Below are 17,168 nucleotides of genomic sequence, written 5' to 3'. Positions count from 1 at the left end.
TCAGATATTCATCTTGTTGAACACGAAGGCCGGCAGGTGGCGGATCACCATCATGATCAGTGCCCACTTGCCCGGCGCGTAGACGACCGGCTTGCCGGCGGCGGAACCCTGCACGATCAGCTTCGCGACCGACTCCACCGAAGCCAGGCCGCGCGGCGGCAGGTGTGCCGTCATCGGCGTCGCGGTCGGTCCCGGTTTCACCAGCACCACTTTCAGGGCGCTGCCGCTGCCCGCCAGCCGGTGCTGCATGCCCTGCGCATAGCGCGTGACGAGGCCCTTGGCGGCGCCATAGACGTAGTTGGAACGGCGGCCGCGGTCCCCCGCCACCGAACCGATGATCGTGATCACGCCGCCGGCCGCTTCCATGTGCGCGGCAAACGCCTCGGCGAACAGCACCGGTGACACGCCATTGACCGCGAGTGCCTCGGCCGCCGCGCCCAGGTCGCGCTGGCACTGCTGCTGGTCGGGCAGCGAACCGTGCGCGATCAGCACCTGCTGCGGCACGCCTTCGGCCGCGATGGCACCGGCGAAAGCGCGGATCGCTGCCGCGTCGTTGAAATCGGCGGTACGCACGATGACGGTGGAACCGGCGCTGCGCACGCGCAGGTCGGCGGCGACTTTCTCGGTGCGGGCGGCGTCGCGCCCGACCAGCGTGAGGTGCACGCTGCGCCGGTCGAGCCATAGCCGTGCGCAATGCTCGGCAATGGCGGAGGTGGCACCGATGATCACGATGCGCTGCAAGGCTTGGGTCATGCTCAGTTTCCTATCAGGCGGCGCGACATGGCCGAGCTGATGCCCGGGTCGCGGTATTGCAAGAATTCGGCAAGGCGGGGATAGCCCGATTCGAACAGGTCGCGCGGCATGCGCGCATCCTTGGCGGCGTAGATCCGGCCGCCGGTTTCGCGCACGATCGCATCGAGCCGCTCGAACAGGCGATGCGTGACGGCGCCGCGGTTCGGGAAGTCCAGCGCCAGCGTGACGCCCTCAACCGGAAAGCTCATCATGCCGGCCGGGGCGCGGTCGCCGAAGGTCTTCAGCACGGCCAGGAACGAACCCTGTCCCGACGCCTTGATGGCCCGCAGCATGGCGCCCACCGCTTCCTTGCCGGCGGCGCGCGGCACCACGCTCTGGTACTGGTAGAAGCCCTTCGGGCCGTACATGCGGTTCCAGTCGTGCAGGTTGTCGAGCGGGTAGGTATAGCCCTCGAAGTGGGCGATGGCGCGGCCGGCCTTCAGGCTGTTCAGGCGGAAGTAGCTTTCGTTGAACGGCCGCAGCGACAGGCCATTGATCAGCGATACCGGCGGCACGAACGGCACCCGTTTCGGCTTGCGGCCCGATTCGGCGTCGAGGTCCGGGATCTGCGCCAGGTTGGCGCGCAGGAACAGGCCGCGCCCGATGCCGGACAGGCAATCGATCCACGACACGGTCTGTTCCCAGCCGGCTTCGGAACTGTCGGCCAGCGCGAAGAATTCGTCGAGGTTGCGGTACGGGACGGTATCGGTGACCAGCCATGGCCCGGCCACGCGCCGCAGCTGCAGCTCGGCCTCGGTGATCACGCCGGTCAATCCCATGCCGCCGACGGTGGCGGCGAACCAGCCTGCTTCCGTTCCCGGGCCGCAATCGATCACGCTGCCGTCGGTGCGCGCCAGGCGCAGGCCCAGCACGTGGTCGCCGAACGTGCCGAGCACATGGTGGTTCTTGCCGTGGATGTCATTGGCGATCGCGCCGCCCACCGTCACCATCTGCGTGCCCGGCGTGACCGGCAGCAGCCAGCCGTGGCGCAGGCTGAGGCGCTGGATGTCGCGCAGCAGCACGCCGGCCTCGCAGCGCAGCCGGCCGGTGGCCGGGTCGAAGGCGATGAAGCGGTCCAGCCCCGTGGTGCGCCACAGCCGGCCGCCGGGGTTCAGGCATACGTCGCCGTAGCTGCGGCCATTGCCGTGGGCCAGGCCCGGTGTCGCGCCGCCAGCCAGCGCGCGCATCACCGCGTCGCGGTCCGACAGCAGCACCAGCTCGTGCTCCGCGCTGTCCAGCCGGCCCCAGGACGAGATCTTCACCATGGCGCGCCGAGGGCGCCGATCGCCAGCACGCCGGCGAACGCCAGCCCGGCCAGCAGGCTGGCGCGGTCCTTGACGGCGAACACCAGCGGATCGTCGTGCATCTGCCCGCGGTGCGCCTGCACCCAGATCCAGCTGACCCAGAACAGCAGCACCGGCACGGCGCCCCACACGGCTTCCGGCCAGGCGTACAGCACCATCACGTTGTCGCTGTTCAGGTACAGCGCCAGCACCACCGCCGAGGCGAAGCCCGCAGTCACGCCCAGCATCTGCACCAGCGGCGCATCGGCCGTGTAGTAGCCGCGGCCGTGCACCTTCTCGTTGCCGGAGCTGGCTTGCGCCTGCAGCTCGGCATAGCGCTTGACGAAGGCCAGCGACAGGAACAGGAATACGGAAAACGCCAGCAGCCAGAACGACAGCGGCATCGACAGCGCCGCCGCGCCGGCGGTGATGCGCAGCGTGTACAGCACGGCCAGCGTGATGCAGTCCAGCATGATCAGGCGCTTCAGGCCCCATGAATACGCGCACGTGACGACGAAGTAGCACAGCAGCCATGGCAGGAAGGTGCCGCCGGCCAGCGCGCCCAGCACCACGCTGGCCGCCATCAGCACGGGCGCCAGCAGCACGCCCTGCCAGGCCGGCACGGTGCCGGCCGCGAACGGGCGCAGGCGCTTGCGCGGGTGGGCACGGTCGCTTTCCAGGTCCAGCAGGTCATTGGCGATGTAGACGGTGGAGGCGCACAGGCTGAACGAGAGGAATGCCAGCACCAGCGCGATCCAGCCGTCCACGCTGCCTACTTCGTGCGACGCGAACATCGGCACGAACAGCAGCAGGTTCTTCAGCCACTGGTGCACGCGCAGCACACGGCGCCAGGCCGTGACGCCGCGCGGCGCCGGCGGGAATTCGCGCACCACGCCGCACAGTGCGGCGGCACGGCCGGCCAGCCCGGGCGCCCCGTTGACGACAACGGCCTTGCGGGCGCGCTGCCACACCTTCAGGTCCGCCGACGAATTGCCGACATAGTCGAAGCCGCCCTTGCCGTAGCGCTGCGTCAGCGCCTCGGCCTTGTTGTCGCCGGCCAGGTTGGTGGTGCCATCGCTGGCCATCACTTCGTCGAACACGCCGAGGTGGGCGGCTACCGCTTCGGCGATCGAGCGGTCCGACGCGGTGCACAGCACGATGCGGCGCCCCGCCGCGCGCTCTTCCTTCAGCCACTCCAGCAGCGCCGCGTTGTACGGCAGCGTGACCACGTCCGGCGCGCTGCGCTGCGCCAGGTTCTGCTTGAGCACCGCCTTGCCGCGCAACAGCCAGACGGGAATGCGCAGCACGTCCAGCGGACGGTCGCGCGATACCCGCAGCGCGGATTCGTGCAGCATGTCGGTGTGGATCAGCGTCCCGTCCAGGTCGACGATCAGCGGAGGAGAAGGCAGCGTGGAAGTATCGGGATCGGACACGGAGGAGGAAAATTGCACGGGTTGCGCAATAATGCAAAATTATTAATAGCAGAGCCGGAGCATTATAAACGAGTAACGCGACGGGCAAGTCGCCCGGCGTGCGGCTTTATCCTTAAAAGCGTCGCCGTTTTGTAATCAGTTGTAAAGCTTGCCTTTCATGGACGGTTGCGCAACACTACCCGGCTTTTCCCCTTGCCGAGTTCCATGCGCGCCCGCCTGCCGACTGCCCTGTGCCTGCTGTTTTCCCTCGTTGCCCTTGCCTGCCTGGCCGTGTTTTACGCGACGGGCCATCCATTGCGCGACAACCTGCTGGCCAATGCCGATTCGCTGTACCTGCCGACGCTGTTCGACGACCTGCTGGCGCGGCATGGCGCGATCTCCGACTGGTACCTGACGCCGGCGCCGTATTATTTCCCCGATTATCCGCTTTATCTGCTGGCCTATTTTCTCGGGCCAGACAGTTACTGGCGCATCGGCATCTTCGCCGTATTGCAGGGCATCGTGCTGTTCGGCGCCGTCCATGCGCTGGCGCGGCAGGTTGCCACCATGCCGGCACTGCCGTGCGCGACACTCGCCACGGTAGCCTTCGCGGCGCTGGCGATTTCCGGCGAAGAGCCCTTTGTGCTGCTGTTCCACTCCGCGTATCACTTCGGCGCGTTCATGGCCGCGCTGGCATTCGCCGCCGCGTGGCTGCACTGGGAGCGCGCACGGGCACCGTGGGCGCTGGCGGCAGCCGGCGCGCTGGCCTTCGCGACGACGCTCTCGGACAGCCTGTTCGCGCTGCAGGCCGCGCTGCCGTTCGTGGCGGCCTGCGTGGTGCGGATGATCGGCGAGCGCCGCTACCTGGTAGGGCGGCGCTGGTCGGTGGCGCTGGTGCTCGGCCTGGCGGTGGCGGGCCAGATGTCATACCGTTTCGCGGTGGCGCACAAGACCCGCTACAGCGCCAAGATGGACCTGGCGCACCTCGGCAGCAATGCCGCCGACCTGGCGGCGCTGCTGGCGCGGCTGTGGCAGGAACTGCCGGTGTTTACCGCGCTGTGGCTCGGCTGCGTGGCGTTCGGCCTGCTAGCCACGGTGCGGCTGCTGCGCGGCCGCGATACCGCCGGACTGCCGCGCCACCTGTGCTGGCTGGTCGCGCTGTGGACGTTCTCGCTGGCCGCGTCGGTGATGGTCTCGCTGCTGGTGCATAACCTGCCGCTGGCCATGCGCTATTTCATCGCTGCGGCATGCTGGCCGCTGGTGCTAGTGCCGCTCGGCGTGGGCCACCTGCTGCAGCAGCGGGCCGCCGCGCCGGCGATCGGGCTGGCCGCGCTCGGCACGTGCGCGCTCGCCATCGGCGCGGCCGTGCAGTTGCGCACCCATCCGGTGCAGACGGCGTACTACCCGGAAGACACGGCATGCATCGACCGCGCGCTGGCCGCGCACGGCGCGCGGCACGGCATCGCGCAATACTGGGATGCCAAGAAGATCGCCCATTTCAGCCGCGGCGGCGCGGTGCTGGCGCAGCACGCGTTCGATCTATCCGAGATCCGCTGGATCACCAGCGCCACGTACTTCCGGCCCGCCTACGACTTCGCGCTGGTCGGCCCGCAGGGCGCGATCCCCCACTTCATCCCGCGCGACAAGCTGGAAGCACTGAACGGCAAGGCGGTGGCGGAACACCAATGCGGGCAGTACGCCGTGCTGGTGTATGGAAAGGATCGGATGAGGGTGAAATAAGCCCGGAACCCACAAAAACTGGGGACGGACCCTGTTTTTCAGGCAAAATTTCCTGAAAAACAGGGTCCGTCCCCAATTTTGGCGTCCCTGATTTGATTGCCTGAAAAATGGGGACGTACCCTATTTTTCGAGCAATTTTTCCATTATTCCTTGCGCAGGCCGCCGAGCAGTGCGGCGAGCTTGGGCTTGGGTTTGGACGACGAGGAAGACGAGGAAGGCGTGGTGGTCGTCGTGGCGGTATTGGGGCGGCTCGGTTCGTACGGCTTCAGGAACCACGGGTCGATCTTGTCGCGGCGCGGGCCGGACGGGCGCGGTCCGCGCTCGGCGCCGGGGCCCGGGCGGCCGCCGACATTACCATTTCCATTGCCGGCGTAGACACTGCCCTGTGGCCGTTCGCCTTCGCCGCGGCGCGGGTGGCGGCGGTCGCCATGGCGTTCTTCGCTGGCGCGGGCGCCCGGACGGAAGCCCTCCAGTTCGCCGCGCCGGATGCTCTGCTTGATCAATTTTTCGATATCGGCCAGCAGGCGCTCGTCCTTGTCCGAATAGATCGAGATCGCGTCGCCCGAGGCGCCGGCGCGGCCGGTGCGGCCGATCCGGTGCACATAGTCTTCAGCGTTGTACGGCAGGTCGTAGTTGATCACGCACGGCAGGTCGGAAATGTCGAGGCCGCGCGCCGCCACGTCGGTGGCCACCAGCACGTCCACTTCGCCACGCTTGAACGCTTCCAGCGCGGCCATGCGTTCCTGCTGCGTCTTGTCGCCGTGGATCGCGGAAGCCTTCATGCCTTCCTGTTCCAGGCCGCGCGCCAGGCGCGAAGCGCCGATCTTCGTGTTCGAGAACACGATCACCTGCTTCAGCTCGCGCTGGCGCAGGATATGGGCGACGGCATCGCGCTTGTTTTCCTCGGTGACCTTGTAGACCACCTGCGTGACCTTGTCGGCCGTGGCATTGCTGCGCGCGACTTCGATGGTGACCGGGCTGGACAGGAAGGTCGATGCCAGCTTCTTGATCTCGGGCGAGAACGTGGCCGAGAACATCAGGTTCTGGCGCTGTTTCGGCAGCAGGTTGATGATGCGCTGCAGGTCCGGCAGGAAGCCCATGTCGAGCATGCGGTCCGCTTCGTCCATCACCAGCATCTGCACCTGCGACAGCGAGATGGTCTTCTGTTCCACGTGGTCCAGCAGGCGGCCCGGCGTGGCGATCACGATCTCGACGCCGCCGCGCATGATCGCGGCCTGCGGCTTGATGTCGACGCCGCCGTACACCACGGTCGAGCGCAGCGGCGTGTGCTTGCAATAATTCGCAACGTTCTCCGCCACCTGCACGGCCAGCTCGCGGGTCGGCGTCAGCACCAGTGCGCGCACCGGGTGCCGTGCCGGGCTCATGCTCGCGTTGGCATGCGCCAGCAGCAGCTGGATGATCGGCAGCGAAAAGCCGGCGGTTTTACCGGTACCGGTCTGGGCCGCACCCATCACGTCGCGCCCCTGCAACACCACGGGAATCGCCTGCGCCTGGATCGGCGTCGGGTGTTCGTAGCCCTGTTCAGTCAGGGCGCGCAAGATGTCGGGAGAAAGGCCGAAGTCGGAGAAACGCACCTGGGCGGGCGCCGCAGGCTGGGCGGTTGTTTCGATGTCAGACATAAATGATTGGTCGTGCGACCGTGCTTTCCGATAAAAAACTACTGCTGTGACCAGGGCGGCCAACCCCGTTGAGGCTCAGCCTCGCAGCCCTTGGCGGCCGGTCTTGCAAGGCTTGGGCGGCCACCCTCGCTGGCTCGAATGGCCAACCCCGAATAATACCTGTTTCAAGCGGGATACGCACAGAATAGCCGTACAGGACGGCATTTTATTGCATGGAAGGAAAAGATTTGCTGGCATAATCGCCGGATGCGCGCTCACATCTCCCTCCTGGCGCGGCCGCTGCGGGCCGCCGCAATGACAGCCTTCACGGTGCTCGTGATGCTGGCGTCCCTGCCCCCGGCAGCGCTGGCCGAAGCCGGCGCACCGCCGACCCTGCGTTTCAAGAAACTGGGACCGCTCGGCCACGACGAGCCCTCGATGCTGTCGCTGCTGCAGGATCGCCAGGGCTTCATGTGGATCGGCACCCACGTGAACGGCCTGTACCGCTACAACGGCTATGGCGTGGTGCGCTACCAGAGCCGCGCGAACGACCCGAAAAGCCTGCCGCACGACCGTGTTTCCGCGCTCTACGAAGACCGGCAGGGCCGGATCTGGGCCGGCACGCAGAACGGCCTGGCGCTGTTCAACCCGGCCAGCAACGATTTCACCGTCCATGTGGCGCCGCAGGGGCCGAAGAACCGGGGCATCATCAAGCAGATCGTTTCCGACGGCAAGGAAGGCATGTGGCTCGCCAGCTGGGGCGGCCTGCAGCACTTCGATCCCGCCACCGGCAAGTTCACGGTGTACCAGCACGATGCGCAGCGGCCCGGCAGCCTGGCCAGCAACGACGTGAACGCCCTGGCGCTCGACGCGAAGGGCGGCCTGTGGGTCGCCACCTGGCCGGGCGGGCTGGATTACCTGCCGCCCGGCGGCACCGAGTTCGTCCATCACCATGTCGACCCCGCCGGGCAGACCGATCCGCGCACCAACATCGTCCGCGCGCTGCAGTTCGATGCCGAAGGCGTGCTGTGGATCGGCACCGAGAGCGGCGTACTGCGCTGGGATGGCAAGGGTGGCTGGAACACCCGCCAGCAAATACCGGCACCGAACAGCCGCGTGACCAGCTTCTACATCGACCGCAGCGGCACGCTGTGGGCAACCACCCTTTCCGCCGGCCTGCTGCGCTGGAACGCTGCAGGCGGTGCATTCACGCAATACCGCCATGCGCCGAACGACCCGTATTCGCTGCCGGGCGACAGCACGCGGGCGATGCTGCAGGACCGCAGCGGCATGCTGTGGGTGGCGACGTTTACCGACGGTATCAGCCTCGTCAACCTGAACAGCAGCGGCTTCGCCCGCTATGTGCCGCAGCAGGGCGCGCCCAGCGGCGTGGCGGTCAATAACGAGGTACTGACGGTGGCGCGTGCGCCGGACGGCAAGCTCTGGCTGGGTGGCAACGTCGGCATCAGCCTGTTCGATCCGGCCGCCAATACCGTGGTACGGCGCTATACCTCCGATCCACGCCAGCCCGGCTCGCTGTCGCAGAATATCGTCTACAGCCTGTACCAGGGCGCGGACGGGCCGCTGTGGGCCGGCACGTCGAACGGCCTGAACCGCCTGGACAGCCCGGCCGGGCCATTCAGGGTGATCCATTTCGGCAACCCGGCCAGCGATTACATCAACGCGATCGCGCCGGGCCGCGGCGGTGTCCTGTGGCTGGCCACCGGCAACAGCCTGATCCGCTATGAACCGGCCACCGGCCAGCACCGGATGTTCCAGAATGACCCGGCCGACCCGGCCAGCCGCGCCGTCAACGGCACCTCGTCCGTGCTGGAAGACCGCGCCGGGCGGGTGTGGATGGGTTCGGAATGGAATGGCGGCGGCCTCGACCTGCTCGACCCGAAGACCGGCAAGTTCCGCCACTTCACCCACCGCGCCGGTGTCCCCGGCAGCCTGGCCGACGACAACGTCTCCTCGCTGCACGAGGATTCGCTGGGGCGTATCTGGATCGGCACCGCGAAAGGCCTGCAGCAGGTGGTGCAGGCCGGCGAGTCGATCACCTTCCGTTCGTACGCCGAAGCGACCCGAGGCGCCAAGATCCTGTCGATCCGCAGCGACCTGGACGACCAGTTATGGGTCAGCACGATCATCGGCCTGTTCCGCGTCGATCCCGCCACGGCGAAGGCGACGCTGTACACGGCGGCCGACGGCATGACCGACGGCTTCACCGTCAACTCGTCGACGCCAGGGCCGGACGGCATCCTGTATTTCGGCGGCGTGCACGGCTTGACGGCCGTATCGCCGCGCGACGTGCGCAGCCAGTCGGTAGCACCGCAACTGGCGATCACCGACATCAAGGTCGACAACCGTTCGCTGGCCGAGCCGGGCCCGCACGCGGGCGTGACGCTGGACGGCACCGTGACGGCACCGCGCGCATTGACACTCTCTTCCCGCACGCCGGCATTCTCGATCGAGTTCGCGGCGCTGCACTACACGGAACCGGGGCTGAACCGCTACGCGTACCGGCTGGAAGGTTTCGACCGCGACTGGGTCGAAACGGATGCCACGCGCCGCGCCGCCACCTACACCAATCTGGATCCGGGGCGCTATGTGTTCCGCGTCAGGGCAGCCAACCATCGGGGCCAGTGGAATGCCGAGCCGGTCACGCTGACGGTGACGATCACGCCGCCGTTCTGGGAGACCTGGTGGTTCCGCATCCTGGCCGCCGCGCTGGCGCTGGCGCTGCTGTGGGCGGTCTGGACCTGGCGGCTGCGGCGGCTCAAGCACGCCAACCGCGCGCTGGAAGACCTGGTGCGGGCACGCACCGCCGCGCTGGAGGAGTCGCACCTGAAGCTGGCGGCGCAATCGACGACCGACGGGCTGACGGGCCTGACGAACCGCCGCGCCTTCGATGCCAGGCTCGATGCCGAGTGGCGCCGCGCGGCCCGCACCGGCCAGGTGCTGGCCCTGGCCATGGTCGACCTGGACTGGTTCCGGCAATACAACGACCGCCATGGCCACGCCGGCGGCGATGCCGCGCTGCGCGCGGTCGCCGAGGTGCTGGCGCGGCACGCCCGCCGCACCACCGACTTCCTGGCCCGCCATGGCGGCGAGGAATTCGCGCTGCTGTGGGTGGCCGGCGACGCGGCGGCCGCGCAGAAGGAAGCGCAGGCAATCTGTGCGGAGGTGGCCGCGCTCGCCATGCCGCACGAAGACTCGCCGCTGGGCAAGCTCACCGTGAGCATCGGCGTGGCGGCGTTGCAGCCGCAATCGGAAGGTCCGCAGGAACTGGTGCGGCGCGCCGACGAGGCACTGGCGAAAGCCAAGGTGCGGGGCAGGAACGGCGTGGTGGTGGCTGCGGAGGCCTGAGAGCCTGTCATGGGCCTGTCACGGGCCTGTGATTGGCCTGTTCTTGGCCTGTTCTTGGCCTGTTCTTGGCCTGTTCTTGGCCTGTCATTGGCCAGTCATCGGCCAGTCATCGGCCAGTTCTGGCCTGTTCTGGCCAGGAACCCGCTAGTACGTCTCCCACTCATCCTTCCCGCCCGCCCGGGGCAGCGCCGGTCGCGCCGCGGCGCGCACCGGCGCCACGACCGCCTGCGCGGCGACCCCGGCCATCGCATCGGCATTCACGCGGAACGTGGCGACCAGTTCGGCCAGCCGCGCGGCCTGCCGCTGCATCGCCTCGGCGGCGGCCGCCGACTCCTCGACCAGCGCGGCATTCTGCTGCGTGGTCTGGTCCATCTGCACCACCGCCTCGTTGACCTGCTCGATGCCGGCGCTCTGTTCGTTGCTGGCCGCCGTGATCTCGCTGACGATCTCCGATACCCGCGCGATGCTGGCCACGATGTCGCGCATCGTGCTGCCGGCTTCGTCGACCAGTCGCGAGCCGGCATCGACCCGTACGACCGAATCGCCGATCAGCTGCTTGATGTCCTTCGCCGCGGCGGCCGAGCGGTGCGCCAGACTGCGCACCTCCGAGGCGACCACGGCAAAGCCCCTGCCCTGCTCGCCGGCGCGGGCCGCTTCCACCGCCGCGTTCAGCGCCAGGATATTGGTCTGGAAGGCGATGCTGTCGATCGTGCCGATGATCTCGACGATGCGCTGCGACGCCGCGTTGATCGATGCCATCGTGCCGACCACTTCGCCCACCACCTGCCCGCCGCGCACGGCGATGCCGGACGCCGATTGCGCCAGCTGGTTGGCCTGCCGCGCGTTGTCCGCGTTCTGGCGCACGGTCGACGTCAGCTGTTCCATCGACGACGCCGTTTCCTCCAGCGAGCTGGCCTGCTGCTCGGTGCGCGACGACAGGTCCTGGTTGCCCGCCGCGATCTGGCTGGAGGCCGTGGAAATCGTCTCGGTGCCGGCGCGCACCTGCGCCACCAGGCTCTGCAGGCTGGTCGTCATGTCCTTCAGCGCCGCCATCAATTCGCCGGTCTCGTCGCGCGAACGCACCTCGATCGGCCGTGTCAGGTCGCCCCCGGCCACGGTGCGCGCGACGTCGACCGCCTCGCGCAGCGGTTTCGCGACGATGCCGGCCACCCACAGCGCCAGTGCGACGCCGGCCGTGACGGCGCCGGCCAGCAGCGCGATGGTCCATCCCTGCGTGCTCTGGTACAGCTGCGTGGCCGCCGCGCTGGCCTGGTCGCCGCCTGCCACGTTCAGGCGCACGAGCTTGTCCAGCGTGTCGTTCAGGTCGCGCAGCAGGCGCGATGCGGAACCGTTGGCGATAGCCTTGGCTTCATCGCCGCGGCCCTCGCGGCCGAGCGCCATCAGCTTGCCATGCTCGGCGAGGAAGGATTGCCAGGTGCCGCGGAAGCTGTCGAACAGTGCCCGCTCCTCGGTGCTGGAAATCAGCTTTGCGTAATTGTCCAGGTTGGTCTGCGACGCCGCGATCGCGGCTTCCATCTGCTGGGCAATGCGATTCTTTTCCTGCGCATCGTCGGCCAGCAGGAAGGCCAGTTCCAGGCGCCGCACGCCGCCCACGTCGGTGCGCACCTGCATCACGGCGCGGACGCTGGGCAGCCAGTTCTGCGCCAGGTCATCCGACGCATCGTTAATGCGCGACATCGATTGCAGGCACGCGATGCCCAGCACCAGCATCAGCAACTGCACGACAGCAAAGGCAAGCAACAGCTTGCGGGCGATCCTCAGGTCACGGAACCATTGCATGGCCAACTCCTCGATCAGGCGGATGGCAGGCGCGGGCCCGGCGGACCAGCGTCGCGACACGGCAAGCATGCCATGCAAGGGAACTTCAGGGAGCCGCGTTGGTGGCCGATCGCCGATTTACCACACGATTTATTTTTATTATAAGAAAATAATAATGCTTTATTGCAATACCATGCACTTCCCGATAAAGTGCCGCGATGGCCCAACAGCTGCCATCTCCTTCACTGCTGCCCGCCGCCCCGGCAGACGATACTTCACGGGATGTTATGAACTTCAAGACGATGACGAACGCGCTGCTGCTGTGCGCGGCACTGGCGGCTGGCGCGGCTGCGCAGGGCAGGGACAACGGCAATTCCTCCCAACTGGCCAAGGGGCCGACGATCGGCAAGGCCAGCGCGGACGACGTCAAGCTGGACAAGATCGATGCCGACAGGTTTGCCTTCTCCACCGCCAATCCGATGCAGCACGGCGGCAACACGGCCGGCTTCGCAACCGCATTCGGCTCGGCCGGCACCGGTCCATGGAGCGTGCTGGGCACCGTGGATGGCAAGGGCGCGCTGACCGACTCGGCCAGCCTGTTCGACTTTTCCTTCACCGGCACCGGCGCCACCGGCGGTACGTGGTCGATCACGAATACCAGCGGCACGCAGAACGCCATCCTCGACCTGACGGTGGCCATCCATGCTTCCAGCGCCAGTACCGCGTTCCTGTTCGATAACCAGGCCGTGGCCGCCGGCCAGACGCTGAACGGTACCTGGCAGGTCGAATGGCTGAACAATGGCGGCCAGGTGCCGGGCTTCTCGAACCTGGTGTTCTTTGGCCGCGATATGTCGACCAGCATTGTGACGCTGCTGCCGGTGCCGGAACCGCACGCATTGCCGATGATGCTGGCCGGCTTTGCCGTGCTGGGTGCCGCCGCATGGCGCCGCCGCGGCAAGACAGCCGGGCAAGTTGCAAAAATGTGACATTTCCGAACTGAATTCCGGATTTCTTTCTTGAAATCCGGCAAAACCTTGTTTAATATCATTAACAGATTTCAACGCTTCGGCTCTGCCGGAGTGCCGGAATAACATCAAGAATACCTCGTTGTACCCTCTGGGCCCGCAGTGCAAACTGCGGGCTTTTTCTTTGGCGCGCATCCTGTGTGTGTGTGCGCACCAAACGTGACAAACGTGCGCGTTACCGTGATGCCTTTCATGAATCGACTGAAAGGGCCACGCCATGGAAGCTTCGCCGCGCTGCCCGCTGACGATCACCGTCAACGGGCAACTGCACACAATGGACATCGAAACCTGGGTCACGCTGCTCGACCTGCTGCGCGAGCGGATGGGCTTGACCGGGACGAAAAAGGGCTGCGACCATGGCCAGTGCGGCGCCTGCACGGTGCTCGTCGACGGCCGCCGCATCAACTCCTGCCTGACGCTGGCCGTGATGAACGACGGCCGCGAAGTCACCACGATCGAGGGCCTGGCGCAAGGCGAGGCACTGCATCCGGTGCAGCAGGCGTTCATCGAGCACGATGCCTTCCAGTGCGGTTACTGTACCCCCGGGCAGATCTGTTCGGCGGTCGGCATGATCCACGAGGGCCGCGCCACCAGCCCGGCCCAGGTGCGCGAACTGATGAGCGGGAACATCTGCCGCTGCGGCGCCTACCCGCAGATCCTGCGCGCCGTGTCCCAGGCGGCCGGGGTGCCGGAGGACGGCGACAATGCCGAAGGCCCCGTCATTACCGGAACGGTGCCGGCATGAACCCGTTCGCCTACGACCGCCCGGCCACCGTGGAGGCCGCATTGCAGGGCATTGCCGCCAACGCGAATGCCGCTGATACTGTCGCCAACCAGCACGAAGCGGGAGCAATGAGCCGCTTCGTGGCCGGCGGCACCAACCTGCTCGACCTGATGAAGGAAGGCGTGATGATCGCGCCGCACCTGGTCGACATCAATCGCCTGCCGCTGGATGCCATCGAGGAAACCCCGGACGGCGGCCTGCTGCTGGGCGCCCTCGCCCGCAACGCCGATACCGCCTACCACCCGCTGGTGGAAGCGCGCTATCCGCTGCTGTCGGCCGCGATCCTGGCCGGCGCCTCGCCGCAATTGCGCAATATGGCCAGCAATGGCGGCAACCTGCTGCAGCGCACCCGCTGCTGGTATTTCTACGACGTGGCCACGCCCTGCAACAAGCGCACGCCCGGCAGCGGCTGTTCCGCCAATGGCGGCATCACGCGCCAGCACGCCATCCTGGGCGCCAGTGAACAATGCATCGCCACCCACCCTTCCGACATGTGCGTGGCGCTGGCCGCGCTGGAAGCGGTGGTGCAGGTACAGTCGGTGCGTGGCAAGCGCGAGATCCCGTTCGCCGAATTCCACCGCCTGCCCGGCGACCGGCCCGACATCGACACCACGCTGGCGCCCGATGAACTGATCACCGGCATCGCGCTGCCAGATGCATCGAGGTTCGTCGCGCATTCCGCCTACCTGAAACTGCGCGAGCGCCTGTCGTATGCGTTCGCGCTGGTGTCGGTGGCGGCGGCGCTGGATATCGGCGAAGACGGCAGGATCGCCGGCGCGCGCATCGCGCTGGGCGGCGTGGCCCACAAGCCATGGCGCCTGCCGGAAGCCGAGCAGCTGCTGGAAGGCGCGCTGCCGGGCGACGAAGCCTTCGGCCGCGTGGCCGATGCGCTGCTGCACGGCGCGGTGGGCCGCGGCGCCAACGACTTCAAGATTCCACTGGCCCGCAACGCCATCGTGCGTGCGCTGCACGTGGCCAGCCAGGGAACGGTGACAAACCAGGATATCGATGCGGGAGAACACCAATGACGGATCTGATCGAAGCACTGCAGGCGCCGACGGCGGACCGCGGCACCGGCCCGGTGCGCACCGGCACGCCGGTATCGCGGGTGGATGGCCGCGCCAAGGTGACGGGCCAGGCGAAATACGCGGCCGAGCATCCGGCGCCCGACCTGGCCTACGGCGTGGTCGTCAGCTCGCCGGCCGCGAAGGGCACGATCCTGTCGATCGACACGCGCGCCGCGCTGGCGGTCGACGGCGTGGTGGAGGTGCTGACGCACCTTAACCGCCCGAAGATCCGCTCGTTCGATATCGCCTACAAGGACATGACGGCACCGGCCGGTTCGCCGTTCCGCCCGCTCTACGACGCGCACGTGATGTACAGCGGCCAGCCGCTGGCGCTGGTGGTGGCGGAAACATTCGAGGCGGCGCGCTATGCCGCCTCGCTGGTGACGTTCGACATCGCCCCGGAACCGCACGACACCAAGCTCTCGGCCAACCTGGACCGCGCCTACAAGCCGAAGCCGCTGAAGGCCGGCTACGAGCCGCCGCCGGACGAGAAAGGCGATACCGATGCGGCCTTCGATGCCGCCCCCGTGAAGATCGACGCGGAGTTCTACAGCGGCGTGGAACACCACAACCCGATGGAGCTGTTCGCCTCCACGGTGATCCGCGGCGACGACGGCCACCTTACCATTTACGACAAGACGCAGAGCTCGCAGAACAGCCGCTGGTACGTGTCGCACGTGTTCGGCCTGTCGAAGAACAAGGTCACCGTGCGCAATACCTTTGTCGGCGGGGCGTTCGGTTCCGGCCTGCGGCCGCAGTATCAGCTCACGCTGGCCGTGATGGCGGCGCTGCACCTGAAGCGCTCGGTGCGCGTGGTCTTGACACGCCAGCAGATGTTCACCTTCGGCCACCGGCCTGAAACCGTGCAGCGGGTCAAGCTGGCCGCCGAGCGCGATGGCACGCTGCGCGCCATCTGGCACCAGGCGATCGCGGAAACCTCGCCGATCGAGGATTACGTCGAAGTGGTCGTCAACTGGTCGGGCCTGCTGTACGCCTGCGACAACATCAAGCTCGACTACAAGCTGGTGAAACTCGACCAGTACACGCCGATCGACATGCGCGCCCCCGGCGCCGCGCACGGCGTGCATGCGCTCGAAGTGGCGATGGACGAACTGGCGTACGCACTGAAGATGGACCCGCTGGCGCTGCGCCTGAAGAATTACGCCGAGCGCGTGCCGATCGAGGACAAGCCCTACTCCAGCAAGGAACTGCGCGCCTGCTATGAGCTGGGCGCGAAGCAGTTCGGCTGGGATCAGCGGCCGCTGGAGCCGCGGTCGCGGCGCGAGGGTACGGAACTGATCGGCTGGGGCATGGCCACCGGCGTCTGGGATGCGATGCAGATGTTCGCCCGCGCCAGCGCGGTACTGCATGCGGACGGCAAGCTGGTGGTATCGAGCGCCGCCACCGACATCGGTACCGGCACCTACACGGTGATGGCGATGATCGCCGCCGAGGCCATGGGCCTGCCGCTGGAAGACGTGACGTTCCAGCTGGGCGACTCGACGCTGCCGGTGGCGCCGATCGAGGGCGGCTCCTCGCACGTGACCACGGTGGGCTCGGCCGTCGCCGGTGTCTGCGAAAAGCTGCAGAAGACCCTCTTCAGGCATGCGCAGAAGCTGCGCGGGTCGCCGTTCGCCGATGCGAAACTGAAGGACGTGGAATTCGCCGGCGGCACGCTGCGCCTGAAGCACCGGCACGAGACGGCGCTGCCGTTGACGGCGATCCTGAACGACAGCGGCGTGGTCAAGCTGGAAGAGAAATACCTGATGCTGCCCAATATGCTCAAGCAGCGCAAGTTCCGCCGGCTGGTGCACTCGGCCGTTTTCGTGGAGGTGCGCGTCGACGAGCAGACCGGCACGGTGCGCGTGACGCGCGTCACCAGCGCGATTGCCGCCGGCCGCATCATGAACACGAAGACGGCGACCAGCCAGATCACCGGCGGCATCGTGTGGGGCATCAGCCAGGCGCTGCACGAGGAATCGTATGCCGACCACCGGCTGGGCCGCTTCATGAACCACAACTATGCCGAATACCACGTGCCGGTGAATGCCGACATCCATGCGATGGACGTGATCTTCGTCGAGGAAGACGACCGGATCGTCAGCCGGCTGGGTGCCAAGGGCGTGGGGGAAATCGGCCTGGTCGGCGTGGCCGCCGCGGTCAGCAACGCCATCTGGCACGCCACCGGCAAGCGGCTGCGCAGCACGCCGATGACGCCGGACAAGATACTGGGCGGGGGACCGTAAAGAAAAAATCAGGGACGGACCCTGTTTTTGAGGAAATTTCCTTAAAAACAGG

11 protein-coding genes are annotated in these 17,168 nt (G+C 67.2%); 6 read left to right on the top strand and 5 right to left on the bottom strand.

Features of this window, described 5'->3' with window-relative positions; all coding sequences use genetic code 11:
* Genes ACY34H_RS17185 through ACY34H_RS17175 form a run of 3 tightly spaced genes read right to left on the bottom strand, consistent with a single transcriptional unit; the run spans position 1 to position 3,484 of the window.
* Positions 1-753 carry an SDR family NAD(P)-dependent oxidoreductase gene (locus ACY34H_RS17185; protein ID WP_464978687.1) on the bottom strand — a complete coding sequence of 251 codons (753 nt, stop codon included), beginning with the start codon at positions 751-753 and terminating at the stop codon, positions 1-3.
* A gap of 2 nt (positions 754-755) precedes the next feature.
* Positions 756-2,057, bottom strand: a complete 1,302-nt coding sequence (locus tag ACY34H_RS17180) for an FAD-binding oxidoreductase (RefSeq protein WP_464978686.1) — start codon at positions 2,055-2,057, stop codon at positions 756-758.
* Positions 2,051-3,484: a UbiA family prenyltransferase gene (locus ACY34H_RS17175; protein WP_464978820.1), complete on the bottom strand. Its 1,434-nt coding sequence runs from the start codon at positions 3,482-3,484 to the stop codon at positions 2,051-2,053. Before ACY34H_RS17175 ends, ACY34H_RS17180 begins: the two co-directional genes overlap by 7 nt.
* A 228-nt stretch (positions 3,485-3,712) precedes the next feature.
* On the opposite strand from ACY34H_RS17175, the gene ACY34H_RS17170 reads away from it, so the two are divergent.
* Positions 3,713-5,227: a hypothetical protein gene (locus tag ACY34H_RS17170; protein ID WP_464978685.1), complete on the top strand. Its 1,515-nt coding sequence runs from the start codon at positions 3,713-3,715 to the stop codon at positions 5,225-5,227.
* Between the two features lie 143 nt (positions 5,228-5,370).
* Here the strand turns inward: ACY34H_RS17170 and ACY34H_RS17165 are convergent, their stop codons facing one another.
* Positions 5,371-6,867 (bottom strand): DEAD/DEAH box helicase, encoded by a 1,497-nt coding sequence (locus ACY34H_RS17165; RefSeq protein WP_464978684.1) that lies wholly within the window; start codon positions 6,865-6,867, stop codon positions 5,371-5,373.
* Between the two features lie 294 nt (positions 6,868-7,161).
* On the opposite strand from ACY34H_RS17165, the gene ACY34H_RS17160 reads away from it, so the two are divergent.
* The gene (locus ACY34H_RS17160; protein WP_464978683.1) at positions 7,162-10,215 is read left to right on the top strand and encodes a ligand-binding sensor domain-containing diguanylate cyclase; all 3,054 of its coding nucleotides are present in this window, start codon (positions 7,162-7,164) and stop codon (positions 10,213-10,215) included.
* 144 nt (positions 10,216-10,359) lie between these two features.
* On the opposite strand, the gene ACY34H_RS17155 is transcribed toward ACY34H_RS17160, so the two are convergent.
* Positions 10,360-12,015: a methyl-accepting chemotaxis protein gene (locus ACY34H_RS17155; protein ID WP_464978682.1), complete on the bottom strand. Its 1,656-nt coding sequence runs from the start codon at positions 12,013-12,015 to the stop codon at positions 10,360-10,362.
* A gap of 266 nt (positions 12,016-12,281) precedes the next feature.
* On the opposite strand from ACY34H_RS17155, the gene ACY34H_RS17150 reads away from it, so the two are divergent.
* From ACY34H_RS17150 to ACY34H_RS17135, 4 genes are all read left to right on the top strand, one after another.
* Positions 12,282-12,980: a PEP-CTERM sorting domain-containing protein gene (locus tag ACY34H_RS17150; RefSeq protein ID WP_464978681.1), complete on the top strand. Its 699-nt coding sequence runs from the start codon at positions 12,282-12,284 to the stop codon at positions 12,978-12,980.
* Between the two features lie 256 nt (positions 12,981-13,236).
* Complete coding sequence (locus tag ACY34H_RS17145; protein ID WP_464978680.1) at positions 13,237-13,764, top strand: (2Fe-2S)-binding protein; 528 nt, start codon at positions 13,237-13,239, stop codon at positions 13,762-13,764.
* Complete coding sequence (locus ACY34H_RS17140) at positions 13,761-14,831, top strand: FAD binding domain-containing protein (protein ID WP_464978679.1); 1,071 nt, start codon at positions 13,761-13,763, stop codon at positions 14,829-14,831. Before ACY34H_RS17145 ends, ACY34H_RS17140 begins: the two co-directional genes overlap by 4 nt.
* Positions 14,828-17,116 carry a xanthine dehydrogenase family protein molybdopterin-binding subunit gene (locus ACY34H_RS17135; protein ID WP_464978678.1) on the top strand — a complete coding sequence of 763 codons (2,289 nt, stop codon included), beginning with the start codon at positions 14,828-14,830 and terminating at the stop codon, positions 17,114-17,116. Before ACY34H_RS17140 ends, ACY34H_RS17135 begins: the two co-directional genes overlap by 4 nt.
* Positions 17,117-17,168 lie beyond the last annotated feature (52 nt).

The organism is Pseudoduganella sp. jia 9 (genome assembly GCF_055502615.1).
This window is presented reverse-complemented; position numbering and strand designations above follow the sequence as displayed.